Consider the following 21,561-nt stretch of genomic DNA (forward strand, 5'->3'; position numbering starts at 1 on the left):
TCAAACAGATATGCCCTGCAAATTGATGAAACTCACCGCTAAGCGATTCAAAGCAGTCTCCTGCCTACACTTACCACAAACGTTAATAATTATAAATCACAATAATATCTTTCTTTATAAAGCTCTATTTTAATTAATTATTGCGTATTTTTGAAGAAATAAATCAAAAGGGAAGATGGGTACCTTTATTTTGAAACCTCACTTATACTAACAAATCAGACTGCCACCCGGGAAACTCCATCCGCTATTCCATTTATTACTCTTTGAATGAAAGAGAGAAATTCCTTTGTGACTTTCAATAAACTCCAATCAGATGAGAGTATGTTTATAAACCGATTTTAATACAAAAACCATGATGAAGACACTGAATTTTTTAAAATTATTTCTTCTACTGAGTGCAGGAATCGTTGCCGGATGTAGCAATGAGGATGAAGTGCATTTCTCGACCTGCTATACCACATACGGTGAAGAGCGTTGTTATGAGTTAGTAGATACTCTGGGATACGTTCGTTTTACGGAACAGGCAACCGTAGAAGCCAAAGAACGCTTTCTGCAAGAACATTATTCGTCATTGAGTTTCGTACTGGACGATCGTTCAGGATCCTACTCTTTCGTGAAAATCAAAAATGTGGCTGAATTGTCAGCCTTGGAAAAAAGAGAAGAAATAGCAGAGGCTTTCCCTGTATACTTAAGTGACAAAAAATCAATACTTGCTTTGTATGGTATGCTATTTGTGAACACAGATAAAAGTTTAAAAAAAATAGAAGATCTGCTTAACCGTTTTGGAATTAAATACAGAGATATCAGAACCGAACAAAGTTCCGATGGGAAAGATCACTACTTCCACAGGATTCTAATTTCTAATCCAGACTGCATAGGGATTTGTAACTTATTGGCAAAGCAACCGGGAGTAAATTACGCTGAACCCGATTTTACATACTTTATTGAAAAATGCTCCACATCTTTCCAATGGCCTTTAGAGAATACTGAAGGAAATGGCATCTTTGCCAAAGATGCTTGGACGATAAGTAAAGGGGTATCAAATATAAAAATTGCCGTATTGGACGATGGAGTGGAACTTGCCCATCCTGACCTCAAAGCCAATCTTCTACCAGGCTTTAATGCAGTAACAGACATTGCAAAAGGTGAGAACGGCGCTCCGAAATACGGTGACGCACACGGGACAAATTGCAGCGGGATCATTGCAGCAGTGGATAACAACCAAGGAATCACGGGAGTGGCACCGCATTGCAAAATCATACCGATACGCATTTATTATAATAAGTTTACCAATGTATCCTCTTCTACAGTAGTAAGAGATGAATGGATTGTCGAGGGTTTGAAATATGCCGAAAGGATGGGAGCGGACATTATCAACTGCTCATGGGGAGATAATGAGTCACACAAATCCGAATTAACAGACAAAATCAACGAGCTAGCCACCCAAGGCCGTGGAGGCCGTGGATGTATCATCGTAGCCTCCTCCGGCAATTTCAATTCCACCACCATAAATTACCCGGCTTCTCTGCCCAACGTGATCGCCGTAGGAGCCTCAAAGTCAAACGGGGCGCGGTGGGAGGATTCGAACTACGGCAACGACCTGGATCTTGTAGCACCGGGAACACAAATATACACCACTACGAAAGACGATTACTATGAACACGTCACGGGAACATCTTTTTCCGCTCCCCATGTGGCCGGTGTAGCCGCGCTGATGCTCTCTGTCAACCCCAGCCTGACACGAACCCAACTAAAGGAAATATTATGCAAGACCTGCCAAAAAACGAGCCGGCATACTTTCTCCACCAACGCAACCTACGGAAGATGGAGCGACCAAGTGGGATACGGCATAGTGGACGCATACGATGCGCTGAGAATGATACAATTCCAAAAATCAACACTCGTCCAAGAAGATGCTTTTACCTATACGATCAATAACTTGCCACGCAAGGCAAAAGTCGTATGGAGTTCCTCTTCGTCCGACTTCACACTGACCAACCCGGTGGATTCGGTAGCGAAAATACTGACCAGGGATTGCGGGAAATCCACCACACTGACGGCCAAAGTTTACTATGACAATGCCCTAATCAAGCAATTCACCAAAAACATATCTTCCGTGCTGACCATAGAAGGCAGCAACCATATCTCCTGTTGCGGACTGAAAGCGCACCGTATAGGATACCTGCCTTACGGGGCCACTCTCCGTTGGAACGTCTCGGACAATGTGGACATCGACTCCCGGAAGGGGGACTCCATCCGGGTCAGCACGGCAGAAGGGACATCCTCCGGATATTGGATCGAAGCGGTGGTGCAGGCTAACGGCAAGACATACACCAAACGACAGGAGCTTACTCGCCGGGAAAAGGGAAGCGTCATCCTGAAATACATGACCGACACCAAAGGACCATGGAATGGCAGGAGGTTCGCTTTCTATGCCGACATCATAGATAACACCAACCAAAGCATGGACGACATACCCGAAGAAACCGTCTTGTATTGGAAATGCCGGCGAACCGAAAACTCGGCCACAAGGGAGGAGGCGGAACTCGAAACGGAAGACTTGATAACGGATCGCTCCTCCCTGGTGATACCGATATCAATGCATTGCATAAAATCGTCGACGAACCTCAATGATTCCCCCATATTAAGCCCCATGGCCACCCTTGCGTCTGACACCCCCTATCCTCCGGTAATAAGCCCGGACTTAGACATTGATTTGGTCAGGTACAACTTCCCGCACCGGCTGAAAGTGACATTCCCGAACAAGGATTATGAGGGCATCGTGACATGCATGGTGTACAGCCCATGTACGCCGACCACGGCAATGAGTTACCGGGTCAACCAGGAAGGCGCCACGGTGTACACGGGAGACTCGTCGTTTACTACACATTCCGCCCCCACTTACAGGGTGACATCCTCCAGCCCGGCAGGCGACCATATAGCCGTACGCAGGATGGAAACGGAAGAAAACGACACTTCCTTGCACGAAGTGAAACTTCTGCTGTATAATGACTTTGGATTGGTTCGCACGGTTAACGGGACTTCGGAGGAAGAACTCCTGCAAATGAATGTAGCCGACCTGCCCAACGGAACGTATTACTTGAATGTACATACCGGAAACAGCGTAATCAAACAGGTGATTCGAATCAAGCATTAAAATCCCCACAGAACCGTTCAACCATACATAAAAAGAAAGGATAAGCGACTTTTATGTTCACTTATCCTTTCTTTTACTATCCAAATGAAAGGGCTGATCCCCTGCAATCAATAAGAATGCCCGCCTTCGTCCGTAAGCCTTCGGCATACATTCCCCTGGCGATGACAGAGGAATTCTATTATCTCGACACAACCACGGAGACAGGTGAAATGGCGTACTTATTGGCATAATCAAACAGATATGCCCTGCAAATTGACGAAACTCACCGCTAAGCGATTCAAGGCAACCCCCTGCCCGCGCTCGTCGCAAACGTTAATAATCATAAATTACAATAATGTTTTTCTTTATAATACTCTATTTTATTTAATTATTGCGTATTTTTGAAGAAATAAATCAAAAGGGAAGATGGGTACCTTTATTTTGAAACCTCACTTATACTAACAAATCAGACTGCCACCCGGGAAACTCCATCCGCTATTCCATTTATTACTCTTTGAATGAAAGAGAGAAATTCCTTTGTGACTTTCAATAAACTCCAATCAGATGAGAGTATGTTTATAAACCGATTTTAATACAAAAACCATGATGAAGACACTGAATTTTTTAAAATTATTTCTTCTACTGAGTGCAGGAATCGTTGCCGGATGTAGCAATGAAGACGAAATGCATTTCTCAACCTGCTATAACTCATACGGTGAAGAACGTTGTTACGAGTTAGTAGATACTCTGGGATATGTTCGTTTTACGGAACAGGCAACCGTAGAAGCCAAAGAAAGCTTTCTGCAAGAACATTACTCGTCATTGAGTTTCGTACTGGACGATCGTACCGGATCCTACTCTTTCGTGAAAATCAAAAATGTGGCTGAATTGTCAGCCTTGGGAAAAAGAGAAGAAATAGCAGAGGCTTTCCCGGTATATCATGATGAAAGAGGAGGCATTCGGGCATTATATGGCATGTTGTTTGTGGACACCGATGTAAGTGTAAAAATGGAGGATATGCTTAACCGTTTGGGAATTAAATATAGAGATATCGAAAAAGAACCACGTTTTGATGGTAAGAGCGGCTATTTACACTACATTTTAATTTCAAATCCGGACTGCATAGGTGTTTGCAACTTATTGGCAAAACAGCCGGGAGTCGATTATGCAGGACCCGATTTCGCGTACTTTATTGAAAAAAGCACTACATCTTCTCAATGGCCTTTGGAGAACACAGAGGGAAGCGGTATCTTTGCCGAAGACGCTTGGACGATAAGCAAAGGATCACCGGATATAAAGATTGCAGTATTGGATGATGGCGTGGAACTCACTCATAGAGACCTTCATGCCAATCTTCTACCGGGCTTCGATGCGGTAACAGACAATGTACCAGGTGACAATGGTTCTCCGAAATTCGGTGACAAACACGGAACCAATTGCAGTGGAATTATTGCCGCATTGGATAATAACCAAGGGATTACAGGAGTGGCACCGCATTGCAAAATTATACCGATACGCATTTGCTATGACAGATATTCCAATATATCTTCCACCGTGGTATATGATAAATGGATTGTTGAAGCCTTGAAATACGCCCAAAGAGCGGGTGCCGACATTATTAACTGCTCATGGGGAAATAATGAGCAACATGACATAGAATTGACAAATAAAATCAACGAGCTAGCCACCCAAGGCCGTAGAGGACTGGGGTGCATCATCGTAGCCGCCTCCGGGAATTTTAATTCCTCCACTTTGGAATACCCGGCTTCCCTGCCCAATGTGATCACCGTGGGAGCCTCAAAGTCAAACGGGGCACGGTGGGAGGATTCAAACTACGGAAGTGGCCTGGATCTTGTAGCACCGGGAACACATATCCTCACCACGACGCAAAATGGTGATTATGAGTATGTTACGGGGACATCCGCTTCCGCTCCCCATGTGGCCGGTGTAGCCGCGCTGATGCTCTCTGTCAACCCCAGCCTGACACGAACCCAACTAAAGGAAATATTATGCAAGACCTGCCAAAAAACGAGCCGGCATACTTTCTCCACCAACGCAACTTACGGAAGATGGAGCGACCAAGTGGGATACGGCATAGTGGACGCATACGATGCGCTGAGAATGATACAATTCCAAAAATCAACACTCGTCCAAGAAGATGCTTTTACCTATACGATCAATAACTTGCCACGCAAGGCAAAAGTCGTATGGAGTTCTTCTTCGTCCGACTTCACACTGGCCAACCCGGTGGATTCGGTAGCGAAAATACTGACCAGGGATTGCGGGAAATCCACCACACTGACGGCCAAAGTTTACTATGACAATGCCCTAATCAAGCAATTCACCAAAAACATATCTTCCGTGCTGACCATAGAAGGCAGCAACCACATCTCCTGCTGCGGACAGAAAGCCAAACGAATCGGATACCTGCCCTATGGAGCCACTCTTAGTTGGAACGTCTCGGACAATGTGGACATCGACTCCCAAAAAGGGGATTCCATCCGGGTCAGCATGGTAGAAGGGACATCCTCCGGATATTGGATCGAAGCAGTGGTGCGTGCCAACGGTAAGACATATACAAAAAGAGAAAACCTGGTTCTCCGGAAAAAGGAAGGTGTAGACATGGACTTCCTGTCGGACACCCGAGGCCCGGGAGGAAGCAAGAGGTTCGCCATCTATGCAGATCCGATAGACAACAACGGCCGAAGCATGAGGGATATCCCCGAAGAGACAATCGTACGCTGGTGGTGCCGACGGTCTCCGAACTCAGGCACGGATGCGGATGCAACCCTCGACTCGGAAGACCAAATAACCAGCTCAATGCTGGTCAAGCCCGCATGTATGAGAGCATCGACACTGCCCGACACCGTACAGTTCCACCCGATTACCTTCTCGTCCTATCCGCCCATAGACCCTTTCCTTCCGGTAACGCCCCCGATAATCCCTCTGGTCCCCAATATAGATGCTACGGACATTAATTTCCCGCACAGGCTGAAAGTGACGCTCCCCGACCAGGATTACGAGGGAATAGTGACCTGTTGGGTCTACAGTCATTGCGCCAAGGCCACATTGCTAAGCTACCTCGTCAACAAAGACGGAATATCGGTCTATACGGAAAAAACGTCCCCTACCATTTATTCCGCCCCCACTTACAGGGTGACATCCTCCAGCCCGGCAGGCGACCATATAGCCGTACGCAGGATGGAAACGGAAGAAAACGACACTTCCTTGCACGAAGTGAAACTTCTGCTGTATAATGACTTTGGATTGGTTCGCACGGTTAACGGGACTTCGGAGGAAGAACTCCTGCAAATGAATGTAGCCGACCTGCCCAACGGAACGTATTACTTGAATGTACATACCGGAAACAGCGTAATCAAACAGGTGATTCGAATCAAGCATTAAAATCCCCACAGAACCGTTCAACCATACATAAAAAGAAAGGATAAGCGACTTTTATGTTCACTTATCCTTTCTTTTACTATCCAAATGAAAGGGCTGATCCCCTGCAATCAATAAGAATGCCCGCCTTCGTCCATCTCCTCTGCATCGATCTTCTTATTGTCGATACTGCGCCATGCATAGAAGATATAAGCAATCACAAAAGGTACAAGAATAGATACGTAGGCCATTGTCTTCAAAGTGAACTGGCTGGAACAACTATTACTTAGAGTCAACGAACTCTGTATATCTGTGAACGAGGGATAATAAGCCGTGTTATTATAGCCCGCAACAAGCAATAACGCCAATACGGTCAGTATAGTTCCGATACCTGCAAACCAGATACCCTTGTCGAAAGTCTTTTTAAAAATCGTCCGAAGAATACCGAACAAAACCAATACAACACCTATTAAGAAGATAACCAATACCACCGGCATCTCGATAAAGTTAGTGAAATACTTGTACGGCTCCAAAAACACTTCCTTTGTAACAGGATTGACAGCATAGCCGGCAGCCAGCAGAGTACGAACCACAAACGACAAAAAGAAAACCAAAAACAAGGCTGTATTGGCAATCAACGAACGGCGGCATTTGGCAACCAGTTCTCTATCGGCAATATTATTGATAAAATAAAGTGCCCCTAAAATGCGTGCAAGGAAAAAGACTGCAAGGCCGAGAATGACATTCCACGGATTAAGCAATGCATCCAGCCCGTGCCAACCGTTTCCCCACTGACTGATAACCGGCATTATCGGATTACCCATGTTCGCTTTATTGATATAAAAATCGGAGCCGGTAAAGAAAGTAGCTACCGCACCGCCCAGCAACAAAGGTCCCACGACTCCGTTAATCACCAGAAAAGTCTGATAGGTTTTCTTACCTAATAAGTTTCCGGCTTTACTCTGGAATTCATAACTCACCGCCTGCAACACGAAGCTAAACAGAATGATCATCCATAACCAGTATGCACCACCGAAACTCGTACTGTAAAACAGCGGGAAGGAAGCAAAAAAAGCGCCACCGAAAGTCACCAATGTCGTAAACGTAAATTCCCATTTACGCCCTGTCGAATTGACCATCATTTTACGATGCTCTTCTGTCTTCCCCAGACAGAAAAGCAGAGAATTACCACCTTGCACGAATAGCAAGAATACTAGTATAGCGCCCAGCAAAGAGACTACCAGCCACCAATAATGTTGAAGAAATATATATGTACTCATAATTGTAATGATTAGCAAGTTTATGATTATTGATGTTCTATTTTCGGGCCTTTCTTTATCTCACGCAACATGATACCGATCTCAGCAATCAACATGATGGTAAAGAGTACCAGGAAAATAAAGAAAGTTGCTTGTACGGACCCTACATCTAATTTCGATATCGCAGCAGTGGTGGGAAGCAAATCGCGAATGGCCCAAGGCTGACGGCCGCATTCGGCAACCACCCATCCCGCTTGACCGGCAATATACCCCAATGGAATTGTCCAAAGAGCAACATATTGCATCCAACGCATTTTGGTAAGATCTTTCTTATATACAAAGAACAGGACAACCATAAAGAATAGTATAAAGTATCCGCCCAACATCACCATTATGCGGAATGCATAAAAGTTCAACGGAACATTAGGAACCAGTTCGTTCACATCTTTAATATATCCATAACCGAAATAAGGCACGTTCTCTTTCAAAACAGACAATGCGACCTGCGCATCGGCTTCATTGCCCACGGACTTCGCAGCTTTGTAAGCATCGAGTGCTGCAATGGCCGACCGTCCACGTTCTATCTTTTCGGCAGCGGAAAGAGCAACTGTGCCGTCCGGCTGAACATATCCACCTTCAATAATATTGTTAATACCGGGCACGAATGCATTCATCTCCCGTTGAGCCAACAGTGAAAGAAGTTTGGGAACCTCGATTCGGAAAAGGAAAGGCTGCACCCCATCATCAAAAGTTTTCTTTTCAGGATTCAACATGCCGACGGCTACCAATCCGGCACCTTCCTGCCCTTCGTAATAACCTTCCACAGCCGCCAATTTCATCGGTTGCGTTTGTGCAATCTGATAACCGGAACCATCTCCCGTCCACAAAGCAAGCAGAGAAGCTACCAAACCGAAGATTGCCCCGATCTTGATGCTTGCCAAAGCAAACTTCGTGTCGCGTTTCTTCAGCAAGAACCAGCAGCTTACACCTACCACAAAGATTCCACCGAGTACCCATCCGCTCAGCACCGTATGGAAGAATTTATTAACAGCCACCGGTGACAATGCGACCGCCCAAAAATCGACCATCTCATTACGAACTGTATCGGGATTGAACTCCATTCCTACCGGATGTTGCATCCAGGCATTAGCCACAAGAATCCACCAAGCGGAAATCGTTGCTCCAAGTCCCGTCAACCAGGTTGATGCCAAATGGAAACGTTTACTCACCTTCTCCCAGCCGAAGAACATGACGGCAATAAAAGTCGCCTCCATGAAAAAGGCAAGAATACCCTCTATAGCAAGCGGGGCACCAAAAATGTCGCCCACAAACCAAGAGTAATTACTCCAGTTGGTTCCAAACTCGAATTCAAGAATCAGTCCGGTAGCTACACCGACCGCGAAATTAATGCCGAAAAGCTTCATCCAAAACTTAGCGGTACGCTTCCAGAACTCATTACCAGTCTTGTAATACAGTGTTTCCATGATCCCCATCACAACAGCTAACCCGAGGGTAAGCGGAACAAAAATCCAATGGTACATGGCTGTCATTGCGAATTGGGCTCTTGACCAATCAATCAATGAGGTGTCGATACTTTCAATCATAATTTATAAGTGGTTAGTAGTTAGTTATAAGTGAAATGATTTTTTAGGGGCTTGCTCTGTGAATCAGTTCCTTGCCTACATAATCGCTTTTATCCTTATCCGTAGGCAGATTACCTAAAAAGTTCGGAAAGAAAAACAGTTTGAGGATGAAAAACATGATAAACAACTTCACAAGTATTATAAGCCAAAGAGTTCGTCCCAGCGTCATGCTGCGAAAACCTTCCAGATAGAAGTTCCAAATGTTCAGAAGTGTATTCTTCATATACAATGCACGTAGAAAGATGATAACTGTCGCTAATTTACAGTTTATATAAAGAATAACAAACAAAAGTAAGAAAAAGTTGACTCCTATCACTAATTATTCACTTTTGATACTGTTCACCGGATTCTCGTTGATAATATACCAAGTGCGTATCATTACGCTAACCACAATTACAAACAATACACCTACAGCGATACCTGCATAGACCCACAGACTGAATGGCATTTGTTCGACAAATTGCTCCAGCCATTTCTGCCCGATATACCATGAAGCAGACGTACCTAACAGAACAGCGGGAAAAGCTGTCAACATAATATTTCGTGACAACAACCAGAATATGGAAAATGCATCCGCACCGTTTACTTTCCGAATGGCAATCTCTTTGCTACGCTGACGCATTTCATCGTTGACATACCCTACCAGTCCGATCAACCCGATCAAAAAGATAGAGACGAAAGCTAATATTACTACATCACGAAAACGGTGAACCGAATCATATTGCATATCCAGTCCCTTTTGTAATGAGGTGAAAACAACATCTTTTGTCGGGAACATCTCTTTCATCGTCTTGTTCAATGTTCTCAGATTCTCATCATAAGGAGGCTTTAACCGAAGTGTCCAAGGTCCCCATCCGGGTAAAGCCACCAATACTACCGGATCTTGAGGAAAATAAGCACTCCTTACCGGGTAATCTTTCATCACTCCTGTGATAGTCGCCTCTCCTAAGAAATAAGATAAGTTCTGTCCTATCGGACTATTACCTTGGTTCATTTGTCGAACAAATTCTTCATTAACCAGCGCTTCTCCCTCCCGAGAGAAATTCCTTCCCTCAAGAATGTGAATCCCCATCAACGGGACAAAACGAGCATCAGACCATCCTAAACATACACTGAGATTCTTACCGTTGCCAAGAGTTATGTTTTCCCCTCCGCTATATCCGGAAATGATGGAACTGCCATTGGCATAACCCTCTATCATCGGTAAGTTGCGAAATAAAGCATCCGCATCGGGAAATTGATTGAACACAGAAACTATGCCACGCGGATTGTAACCTAAATCACGGTTCACAATATAATGATACTGCACCAATACAACTATCATCAATCCCATAATGAAAGGCATTCCTAAAAACTGAATAAATAATAGGAAACGTTTCCATAAACCTCTGGACTCAGAGTAACGGCGAAACACCTGAGTAACGGGAATAGAAGCAAAAAAGCTTCCCGGCAAACAAGCAACCACCAGAAACACACTCAAGATCACCAATCCGGGTACCCACATCACCTCCCAAGAGAACAAAGAAGACAAAGAAGCCTCAGCTATATATTCCACTTCATCCTTGAAATTCAGCATCAATAGGGTTATGATCAATAAAACAACAAGAATAAGCATGCCTGTTTCACAAAGAAACATCATAAATATATCTTTTCCAGAAGCCCCACTACATTTATGCACTCCTACCGCTTTCGACCGTTTGTGAAGTGATGATATCGAAATAAGTACATAATTCATGGCCGCTATCAATAGAATGGAAAATCCAAGGATAGAAAGAATGCTTACCATACGGTGAACTTCTGAACGATCGGCATGATATCCTCGAACAGCCTTAAATGTATGCAGTTCTTTATGTTCTCCTCCTTCTTGTGGAATGTACTTCTTCAACATATCCCCTATACGTGCCTGCACATTTTCGACATTTGCCTCCTGACGAAAACGGACCAAGGTATGATAACTGATATCATATCCCCACCCGGCACGATTCACTCCCAACATCTTACAAAAAGTAGGAAGGGTATAAATCACATCATAATGCAGTTCCGAATTTTCGGGGATATCTTCATAGATTCCCCGGATCGTAAACGGATAATAACCATTATCGAACTTCTTCAACATCACCGTTTTGCCAACAACTGATAGATCTCCGCTTATCCACCGTGCAAACGAACGTGAGACAAATGCGACATCTACATCCTTTAATGCAGCTTCATCACCTTCCAAAAGGGGAATACCCGTTGTCGAAAAGAATTGTTCGTCACAAAACATACTCATCATCTTATCTGCCTTCCGATCTTCATAGATATAAGTCCTTTCCTCTGGTATACTCATCATCGTAGCACTTTCCACTTCCGGAAAATTTTCTTTCAGTGCTGCTGCCATCGAGCCGTAATTGTAAAGGGACGGTTCGCCCCATCCTCCACCTTTTTCTCCACTTTGACGCTGGAGATAAAAGAGACGGTCGATATCAGGATAACAATTATCATAACTTAAATCAAAGGCAACCCTTGCTAAAAGCAGAATGCCAATGAATCCACCTAAGGTAAGTGAAATAATCTTGATAACGTTCGATTCTTTTCCTCGGATAATCGCTTGTAAGGCATAATAAAGATGTCTCATTATACATAATTTTTAGTTCGTCACTCGCTTTTGATGCTCTTCACCGGATTTTCATTAGCTATTTTCCATGCTTTCAAGACAACGCAGATGATAATCAACAACTGTATCGCAAAAGCAGATCCTATAAATAAGAACGGATTTATCTCAAACTGCTCTGCAAACTGGTCGAGCCATGCCTTCCCGGTGAAATATGCAACCACCGTACCAATCAGAATCGAGAATACGGAGACATAGAGTATATCACGCGATACCAACCGGAGTACATGCGATGCCTCGGCACCATTCACTTTACGGATAGCAATCTCCTTGCTTCTCCGTCCGGTCTCGTCGTTTACATAACCGATCAGTCCCATTATCACGATTATAAGTATGAAACAAGAAGTGATCCATACGGAATTGCGGAAACGGTAAACAGCCGCGTATCCCTGTTTCACCATTGCATCCACGGATATGAAACGAAGAGCCACGGTGGGGAAAGTTCGTTCCACAAACTCGTTCAGCCGCTTCAGATTCTCATCATACGGCTCTTTTAACCGGACATCGAACGTATGGTTCGCATTATTATCGGCTATTAAAGCAATAGGTGACTGGTTGGAGTAAAAGCTCTCGTTACGAATGTTCCGGAATACACCGACAATGCTTCCATCCATTCCAGAACCACTACTCATATTATTCAGTTTCTTTCCTACGGCACCATCCGTCCATTTCATCAAGCGCACCAATTCTTCGTTTACCAACAAATCACCCTGATTCTTCATAGTTGAACCTTCTAAAATCTTTATGCCCATCACATCCGGATAATTATAATGGCAATAATTATGGTTAAGCGTGGCAATCCGCTTTCCGTCATTAGACATGAGACCGCACGTCCAGTACTGTCCAAGCACACTGTGTGTCGATACCGTCACTCCTTCAACCATCGGCTGACGACGGATTTCATCCTTGATGTTCTCTACCATCTCTTGAGGTAACCAGCTTTCTGCCTCCACCAATCCAGGGATCCGGATACCCATATCCCTGCTCATCAGATGGTTGTATTGCAAAAGGGTGACCAACAATAGCCCTACTACAAAGGAGACTCCCATGAACTGCACAAAGAGTAAAGACCGCTTCCAACCCTTCTTGCCATCGGTATAACGGCGGAATACTTGAGTGACGGGAATCCTCGAAAATAGTCTCCCCGGAATTCCACCAGCCAAAACAAACAATATCACGATAGTAAGCAATGGCACCCATAAAGTTCGCCAAGTAAAGAGCGATGATAAACTCACGGATAGCAGTTCCTCGACCATGCCGCGTGCATTAATAATCAGCAATATCGATACCAATATGGAAATCAGTAAAAGAATACCGGTTTCTGCCATAAACATGCCGAAGATATTCCTTGCACTGGCTCCGCTGCATTTGTGTACCCCTACCCCTTTTGCTCTACGGCTCAAGGTAGCAATCGAGATAAGCATGTAGTTCATGATGGCTACAAAGAAGATGGAAAAGCCAAGGAAACCATAAATGACCAGACGTTTCTGTGCATCGGGCGATTCCGTATACCGATCCCTAAGTGGAATTACACTGAATTCTATTTTCCAGTTGTCGAACTGTGCCGGAGTATACTTCTCGATCACTCGCTGTACATTAGCGTTCACTTTATCCACATCATCCGCATTGCGCAATCGCAGAAAGGCCCAAAATATGTCGTTTCCTTTCCATCCCGATCCATTCAGATAACCACCGTCTTTGTGTATGGAAGCTACAAAGTCGTGCTGAAGTATTGTATTATCGGGCATACCTTTATAAATACCCCGGATGATGTAATCGGTCTGTTTTCCGGCAGACAAATGTTTACCGATAGGATTCTCATCACCAAAGGTTTTATTTGCAAAACGGTCGGATACGAAAACACTCCCTTCCATAATTAAATCCTTGGGATTCCCTTTCAGTACGGGAATACCGAACGTCTGAAAAAAGCAAGTGTCTACATATAAATAACGTACATCCGAAAGCAACTTGTCTTCATAAAAGATATCCGAGCCCACAAATGGGCATATGCAAGTGGCCGATTCCACCTCCCCGGGCATATCCTGTGCCAATGTAGCCGCAACTTTGTCGAATACCGTATAATCATAAGCTGTCCCATCATCCCCCATTGTCTCCCCGGTATTCTGGTTAGTAGTCAGACAACGTACCATTGCCAGCCGTTCCGACTCCGGATAACAGGATTCAAAGCTAAGCTCAAAAGCTATTTGCGAGAATAACAGAATGCCAATGGTGAGTCCCAAAGAGAGAGAAATCACCCTGACTATATTCGAGCCCCATTCATGCAGCAATGTCTTGATACTATAATAGATTTGTCTCATAACATTAAATTATTTTGAGTGAAAAACTACTCACTAATCACGCTCGCTACCACACTACCATCGAACAAATGTACCGTTCGGTGAGCAAAACTTGCATCGTGCTGTGAATGAGTCACCATAATGATAGTGGTTCCTTCTTTATTCAGCTCCGTCAGCAGGTTCATGACTTCCGCACCATTCTTTGAATCCAGATTACCTGTAGGCTCATCGGCAAGAATCAATTTAGGATTAGTCACTACAGCACGGGCTATGGCAACACGCTGTTGCTGACCACCGGAAAGTTGTTGAGGAAAATGCTTGGCACGGTGACTGATATTCATGCGTTTCAGCATCTCTTCCACCATACAGCGACGTTCGGAAGCCTTTATGCCGAGATATGTCAACGGAAGCTCGACGTTTTCATATACGTTCAATTCATCGATCAGATTAAAACTCTGGAAAACGAATCCTAACTTGCCTTTACGTACGTTGGTGCGTTCTTTTTCTTTCAGTCCGGCTACTTCCTCACCCATTAACTTATATGAACCTTCCGTCGGATTGTCCAATAATCCCAGAATATTTAATAATGTGGATTTTCCACAGCCTGAAGGTCCCATGATGGCTACAAACTCACCTTCTTTCACATCTAGGTTCACATGATTCAAAGCTACCGTCTCTACTTCTGAAGTACGAAATACTTTACTAATGTCATTAATCTGTATCATAACTGTTTATTATTTATCTGTTCTTGTTTTATTCTTTGTCTTTATTTACACTTAATGCTGTTCACCGGATTTTCATTCGCGGTAATTGATCTTTCTCATTCGATTTCAATAAGTCTCTTAATAGATAGCTTGATCCATGCAAGTTTGTATCATTGGAGAAGAAACGTTTCACAACGTCTCTTCCCATCTGGCCATTGCATGAAGCCAGTTTATCTTTAAGAAATCATATTCAATTATCATCTCCCAATGCAGATACTGTGCCAGAACAAGTAACCTATTAAAGTACAGTAGCATAGCCAGACAAAGAGTCCAAACAAGTGTCTAATAATTAGACACCGTACGTCTAATTATTAGACAATATTTCCTTGATATTGTCCCATAACTCTGAATCGACTCCCATCACATTGCTTCCAAAGGGCAAAACTGTATCTTTGCAACGAGTTTTCAACTAATATGATTAGAATGATGAAGAATAAAACAATGTATGCTTTACTAATAAGTTTGTTCCTTTTGTCGGGATGCGACATGATAGATTATCACCCGTATGATGTCCGGATAAAGGGAGAAACAGATGTCAATGCTCATAATATTGAAAGAATAGAAGCCAATTGCAAAGGTAAAACGACATTGCGCTTTGCAGTAATGGGTGATTCCCAACGATTTTATGATGAAACGGAAGATTTCGTGAAAACGATCAATAAACGCAATGATATAGACTTCGTTATCAATGGCGGTGATGTGAGTGATTTCGGAGTTACAAACGAATTTTTATGGCAAAGAGATATTATGAGCAAACTGAATGTTCCGTATGTTGTCATTATCGGAAACCATGATTGCATCGGCACGGGAGAAGAAACATACAAAGCGGTATTCGGAAACACTAATTTCGCCTTTATCGCAGGCGATGTGAAATTTATCTGCCTCAATACAAATGCCATGGAATACGACTATTCCGAACCCATACCGAACTTTAGTTTCATGGAGTCACAATTTGAAGAGCATAAAGGGGAATTCACGAAAACAGTAATCAGCATGCATGTCAGTCCGGTATCGGATGTTTTCAACAGGAATGTGTCGAGAGTATTCCACCATTATGTCACCCAATATCCCGGACTGCAATTCTGTACCGTAGCCCACGACCACAATGTTACCGTCCGCGATCTTTTCGAAGACGGCATCATTTACTATGGAAGTACTTGCATGAAAGATCGCTGTTACCTATTATTTACTATTAAACCTGAAGGATATGATTATGAAGTGGTCTACTATTAAATACATACTTGCCGGAATGTTATTTATACTGTGTGGGCAGGAGATTGCGGCACAGGACAGCATTTGCAGCCATCCCACAAAATATGATAAGCGCGTTCATCGTTATCGCTGCCATTGGGAGAAGTTAATCCCGACTCATACAAAAATCCAATTCGCAGGCAACATGGGGCTTCTCTCTTTCGGTACAGGATGGGATTATGGCAAAAAGAATCAGTGGGAAACGGACATCTTCTTGGGCTTTATACCCAAATATCAGTCAAAGCGCACTAAAATTACAATGACTCTAAAACAAAATTATATGCCGTGGAGCCTTGAACTGGGAAAAGGTTTCTCCACGGAACCCCTCTCCTGCGGACTTTATTTCAATACCGTTTTCGGCGACCAATTCTGGGTACACGAACCAGATCGCTATCCCAAAGGATATTACGGCTTCTCCAGCAGGATACGTTCACATATCTTTCTCGGACAACGGCTCACCTATGACATCGACCCTCAAAGACGATACACAGCAAAGTCCATAACCGTATTCTATGAATTGAGTACATGTGACTTTCACCTAATCAGTGCTGTTACCAACCGCTATCTTCGTCCCAAAGATTATCTCAGTTTATCCTTCGGGATAAAATTGCAATTATTATAATCTGCCTATACAACTATTATAAATTGTCTAATTATTAGACAGTCGTTAGGAGGTTCCCGATACATATTATATATTTGTTCCGTTTTTACATCCGATCAAATATGAATAAACCGGGAACCATCTTAATCGTTGACGACAATAAAGGAGTATTGACAGCCGTCCAACTGCTATTGAAGAACTATTTCAATAAAGTAATCACCTTATCCTCTCCCGTCACACTCCCAACCGTACTACGCGAAGAAACACCGGAAGTCATCTTATTGGATATGAACTTTACCTCCGGCATTAACAATGGAAACGAAGGACTCTTCTGGCTGCATGAAATTAAGAAATTACGACCTGATTTACCGGTAGTATTATTTACAGCCTATGCAGACATCGACCTTGCTGTGCGAGGTATTAAAGAAGGAGCAAGCGATTTTGTCGTAAAGCCGTGGGATAACCAAAAGCTAGTGGAAACGTTGCAAGCAGCAGCTTCCATAAATAAAAGCGGAAAGAAAAGAAACGCAAAAAAAGAGGATGGTGCCATGTATTGGGGAGAAAGTAACGCCATGCAACAGTTACGACAACTTATAGAAAAGGTAGCCAGCACGGACGTAAACATTCTTATCACCGGTGAAAACGGTACAGGGAAAGAAATGCTGGCACGCGAAATACATGCCCTATCTTCGCGAAAACAAGAAGAGATAGTCGCAGTAGACATGGGTGCCATCACCGAATCTCTTTTTGAGAGTGAGCTTTTCGGCCATGTGAAAGGTTCATTTACCGATGCACACACTGATCGTACCGGAAAGTTTGAAGCCGCCAACCACAGCACTCTCTTTTTGGACGAAATAGGGAACCTTCCTTATCACTTACAAGCCAAACTGTTGACAGCTATCCAACGCCGGAGCGTAGTGCGTGTGGGCAGCAATGAACCGGTTTCTGTTAATATCCGATTGATCTGTGCCACCAACCGTAATTTACGAGAGATGGTCAACCGCGATGAATTCCGGGAAGACCTACTTTACCGTATCAACACCATTCATGTAGAAATCCCGCCTTTACGAGAACGGAAAGAAGACATTGTACCTTTGGCAGAACGCTTCATTGCTCGTTTTTGCAAACAATATGACAAGCCACCCGTTTCCCTCAGCCCTTCTGCCAAAGATAAACTGACGACACACCCGTGGTATGGCAACATACGTGAACTGGAACATGCCATTGAGAAAGCAGTTATCATCAGTGATGGTGCCATCATTTCAGGGGAGTCATTTCAACTTCCCCGCCGCTCCGATATGCCCGAAGCCGCTGCATCCACTCTGGAAGAGATGGAAATGAAAATGATACAGAAAGCATTGGAGAAATGTGGTGGCAACCTGTCGGCCGTGGCAAACCAGTTAGGCATCACCCGGCAAACACTTTATAACAAGATGAAGAAATTCGGCTTATGAACATAAAACATCATCTTTTAATAGACTATTATTGGTTCCGGGTGCTGATAAGTCTATGCTTATGCGTCACAACTGTCATGCTCGCTGTCAAAGGCATTTATATCGGGATGGGATTAAGTCTTTGGTTATTGATACTTAGTTTCTGGTGGCAATTAAAGCTTTATCGCAAGCATACGCGACAAGTTCTCTTTATGATAGCCGCCCTTGAAAATAATGATAATGCTTTCCGGTTTCCGGAAGACTTGGGTACCACGGAAAACCGGCTTATCAATCGCGCACTAAACCGGGTCAGCCATATATTATATAATGTGAAAGCCGAAACTGCCCAACAAGAAAAATATTACGAATTAATACTCGACTGCATCAATACCGGTGTACTGGTGCTGAACGACAATGGGGCTGTTTACCAGAAAAACAATGAAGCCTTAAGGCTTCTCGGACTGGATGTTTTCACTCATATACAGCAATTGAGCCGAATCGATAAAAGATTGATGGAAACGTTTTCATCTTGCCGGGCAGATGATAAATTGCAAATCACTTTCACCAATGAGAGAGAAACGGTTCACTTGTCTGTCCGTGTATCGGACATCACCATTCGAAAGGAACATCTTCGCATTCTCGCTCTTAATGATATCAATACGGAACTCGATGAAAAAGAAATCGATTCATGGATACGTTTGATCCGTGTGTTAACACATGAGATTATGAATTCGGTGACCCCTATTACATCACTCAGCGATACGCTTCTTTCTTTGGCAAAAACGACAGACAGTGAAATACGGAGCGGACTACAGACCATCAGCGCTACAGGCAAAGGTTTACTCTCATTCGTCGAATCTTACAGGCGTTTCACACGAATACCCACACCGGAACCTTCGCTCTTCTATGTAAAAGCCTTTATCGACCGTATGACAGAACTTGCCCGGCATCAAAACCCTGCTGGGAATATATCTTTCCACAGTGAAATAACACCTGCCGATCTTATCCTTTATGCAGACGAGAATCTAATTTCACAAGTAGTAATCAACTTATTGAAGAACGCAACACAGGCTATAGGAGAACAAACAGACGGGCAGGTATTTCTTCGTGCCTGGTGCAATGAAGATGAAGAAATAATGATCGAAGTCAAAAATAACGGACCAACCATTTCCCCCGAAATAGCAGAACATATTTTTATCCCATTCTTTACAACCAAAGAGGGAGGAAGTGGCATTGGACTAAGTATCTCCAGACAAATCATGAGATTGTCCGGTGGAAGCATTACCCTATTACCCGGAAAGGAAACTTCATTTATCCTAAGATTTAAATAAACGTTAGTCTTGAATGCTAAATAACATTTTTAAACTATTTAACCACCTTTACAGGCATAAATTACATCCAAACATAAATTCCATTTGTTATTAAAAATACGTAACTTCGCGGAGTGAAACGATAAAGACATTTTTATAACCCATATAATTATAGCCCATGTTATTCACAGCAGAAAACATCCTCCTTGTAGGTTCGATTTTACTTTTTATCAGTATCGTTGTCGGCAAAACCGGTTATCGCTTCGGTGTACCTGCCTTATTATTATTTCTTGTTGTAGGTATGATTTTCGGAAGCGATGGTCTAGGATTCCAATTCCACAGTGCTAAAACAGCACAATTCATTGGTATGGTAGCACTTAGCGTTATCCTTTTCTCCGGTGGAATGGACACGAAGTTTACCGAAATCCGTCCTATTCTTACACCGGGAATAGTATTATCGACAGTAGGCGTATTATTGACAGCATTGTTCACTGGATTATTCATCTGGTGGCTTTCCGGGATGAGTTGGACAAACGTTTACTTTCCAATAACCGTATCACTCTTGCTTGCCTCCACTATGTCATCTACCGACTCGGCTTCGGTCTTCGCCATCTTGCGGTCACAAAAAATGAACCTGAAATACAACCTTCGCCCCATGCTCGAACTGGAAAGCGGTAGTAATGATCCGATGGCATACATGCTTACTATTGTTCTCATACAATTCATCCAATCTTCCGGCATGGAAACAGGAACCATATTAGGTTCATTTATCGTACAGTTCTTGGTAGGTGCCGCTGCCGGATATATATTAGGTAAACTTGCCATACTGATACTCAATAAGATTAATGTCGATAATCAATCGCTTTACCCTATTCTGTTATTATCATTCGTATTCTTCACTTTCGCCATCACTGACCGTTTACATGGCAATGGTTATCTAGCTGTATATATTGCCGGAATCATGGTAGGCAATAACAAAATCATGTATCGCAAAGAGATCGCCACATTCATGGATGGATTGACCTGGCTGTTCCAAATCATCATGTTCCTAATGCTCGGTTTGCTTGTAAATCCGCATGAGATGCTCGAAGTAGCTTGTGTAGCCACACTCATTGGTGTATTCATGATTGTAATCGGACGTCCGCTCAGTGTATTCCTTTGTTTGCTCCCCTTCCGGAAAATAACTTTCAAGTCTCGATTGTTTGTATCTTGGGTGGGACTCCGCGGTGCTGTTCCGATCATCTTCGCGACCTATCCCGTAGTGGCTAATGTGGAAGGTTCGAATGCTATATTCAATATCGTATTCTTCATCACCATCGTTTCATTGATCGTGCAGGGAACTACTGTATCTTATGTGGCACGCCTTCTTAACCTTTCCACCCCACTCGAAAAAACAGGTAATGATTTTGGAGTAGAACTCCCTGAAGAAATAGATTCCGATCTGAAGGATGTGACCGTAACACAGGAAATGATCGAAAGAGCCGATACACTAAAGGAAATGAACCTGCCAAAAGGTACTCTTGTGATGATCGTGAAACGCGGTGACGAATACCTGATACCTAACGGAAGTCTAAAATTGCATGTAAACGACAAGTTACTTCTTATCTCTGAAAAGAGTAACAAAGAATAAGCTCATTATGTGTAAAGCTTCCTAACAATATATGTAACATACCAGTACATATATTGTTAGGAAGCTTTATATATAATGGGATTTTCTTTACATAGAAATCCACTGCAATCCCCGATAAATCCCACGAATAATTCCCCCGTTAATTAACCGTAAAACTTTTCCGGAGAATCTCGTTTACGTTAATGAAATATTAATTTTGCGCA

Annotated in this window: 13 protein-coding genes; 7 read left to right on the forward strand and 6 right to left on the reverse strand. The window is 43.3% G+C overall.

Features of this window, described 5'->3' with window-relative positions; genetic code table 11:
* The first annotated feature begins 352 nt into the window (after positions 1-352).
* Both H8744_RS16065 and H8744_RS16070 read left to right on the forward strand, forming a co-directional pair.
* The gene (locus tag H8744_RS16065) at positions 353-3,157 is read left to right on the forward strand and encodes a S8 family serine peptidase (RefSeq protein ID WP_262435813.1); all 2,805 of its coding nucleotides are present in this window, start codon (positions 353-355) and stop codon (positions 3,155-3,157) included.
* Positions 3,158-3,739: 582 nt separating this feature from the next.
* Positions 3,740-6,541 carry a S8 family serine peptidase gene (locus tag H8744_RS16070; protein WP_262435814.1) on the forward strand — a complete coding sequence of 934 codons (2,802 nt, stop codon included), beginning with the start codon at positions 3,740-3,742 and terminating at the stop codon, positions 6,539-6,541.
* Between the two features lie 107 nt (positions 6,542-6,648).
* Here the strand turns inward: H8744_RS16070 and cydB are convergent, their stop codons facing one another.
* From cydB to H8744_RS16100, 6 genes are all read right to left on the reverse strand, one after another.
* Positions 6,649-7,797: a cytochrome d ubiquinol oxidase subunit II gene (gene cydB / locus H8744_RS16075; protein ID WP_262435815.1), complete on the reverse strand. Its 1,149-nt coding sequence runs from the start codon at positions 7,795-7,797 to the stop codon at positions 6,649-6,651.
* Positions 7,798-7,823: 26 nt separating this feature from the next.
* On the reverse strand, positions 7,824-9,380 hold the full coding sequence (locus tag H8744_RS16080) for a cytochrome ubiquinol oxidase subunit I (RefSeq protein WP_262435816.1): 1,557 nt from the start codon (positions 9,378-9,380) through the stop codon (positions 7,824-7,826).
* A gap of 43 nt (positions 9,381-9,423) precedes the next feature.
* On the reverse strand, positions 9,424-9,642 hold the full coding sequence (locus tag H8744_RS16085) for a DUF4492 domain-containing protein (RefSeq protein WP_262435817.1): 219 nt from the start codon (positions 9,640-9,642) through the stop codon (positions 9,424-9,426).
* Positions 9,643-9,738: 96 nt separating this feature from the next.
* On the reverse strand, positions 9,739-12,036 hold the full coding sequence (locus H8744_RS16090; RefSeq protein WP_262435818.1) for an ABC transporter permease: 2,298 nt from the start codon (positions 12,034-12,036) through the stop codon (positions 9,739-9,741).
* A gap of 20 nt (positions 12,037-12,056) precedes the next feature.
* On the reverse strand, positions 12,057-14,390 hold the full coding sequence (locus H8744_RS16095) for an ABC transporter permease (RefSeq protein ID WP_262435819.1): 2,334 nt from the start codon (positions 14,388-14,390) through the stop codon (positions 12,057-12,059).
* Between the two features lie 26 nt (positions 14,391-14,416).
* Complete coding sequence (locus tag H8744_RS16100) at positions 14,417-15,094, reverse strand: ABC transporter ATP-binding protein (protein WP_262435820.1); 678 nt, start codon at positions 15,092-15,094, stop codon at positions 14,417-14,419.
* Between the two features lie 465 nt (positions 15,095-15,559).
* Between H8744_RS16100 and H8744_RS16105 the strand changes: the two genes are divergently transcribed.
* The 5 genes from H8744_RS16105 (at position 15,560) to H8744_RS16125 (ending at position 21,358) form a co-directional block, all read left to right on the forward strand.
* Entirely contained in the window at positions 15,560-16,366 is an 807-nt protein-coding gene (locus H8744_RS16105) for a metallophosphoesterase family protein (RefSeq protein ID WP_439649384.1), read from the forward strand.
* A 16-nt stretch (positions 16,367-16,382) separates the two neighbouring features.
* On the forward strand, positions 16,383-17,006 hold the full coding sequence (locus tag H8744_RS16110; RefSeq protein ID WP_305067525.1) for a hypothetical protein: 624 nt from the start codon (positions 16,383-16,385) through the stop codon (positions 17,004-17,006).
* A gap of 101 nt (positions 17,007-17,107) precedes the next feature.
* Complete coding sequence (locus H8744_RS16115) at positions 17,108-18,439, forward strand: sigma-54-dependent transcriptional regulator (protein ID WP_262435823.1); 1,332 nt, start codon at positions 17,108-17,110, stop codon at positions 18,437-18,439.
* A complete protein-coding gene (locus H8744_RS16120; RefSeq protein ID WP_262435824.1) occupies positions 18,436-19,749 on the forward strand; it encodes a sensor histidine kinase in 1,314 nt (437 codons plus the stop codon). Before H8744_RS16115 ends, H8744_RS16120 begins: the two co-directional genes overlap by 4 nt.
* Positions 19,750-19,906: 157 nt before the next feature.
* Positions 19,907-21,358: a potassium/proton antiporter gene (locus H8744_RS16125; RefSeq protein ID WP_262435825.1), complete on the forward strand. Its 1,452-nt coding sequence runs from the start codon at positions 19,907-19,909 to the stop codon at positions 21,356-21,358.
* The last annotated feature ends 203 nt before the right edge of the window (positions 21,359-21,561 follow it).

Source organism: Jilunia laotingensis, assembly GCF_014385165.1.
GTDB classification, from domain to species: Bacteria; Bacteroidota; Bacteroidia; order Bacteroidales; family Bacteroidaceae; genus Bacteroides; species Bacteroides laotingensis.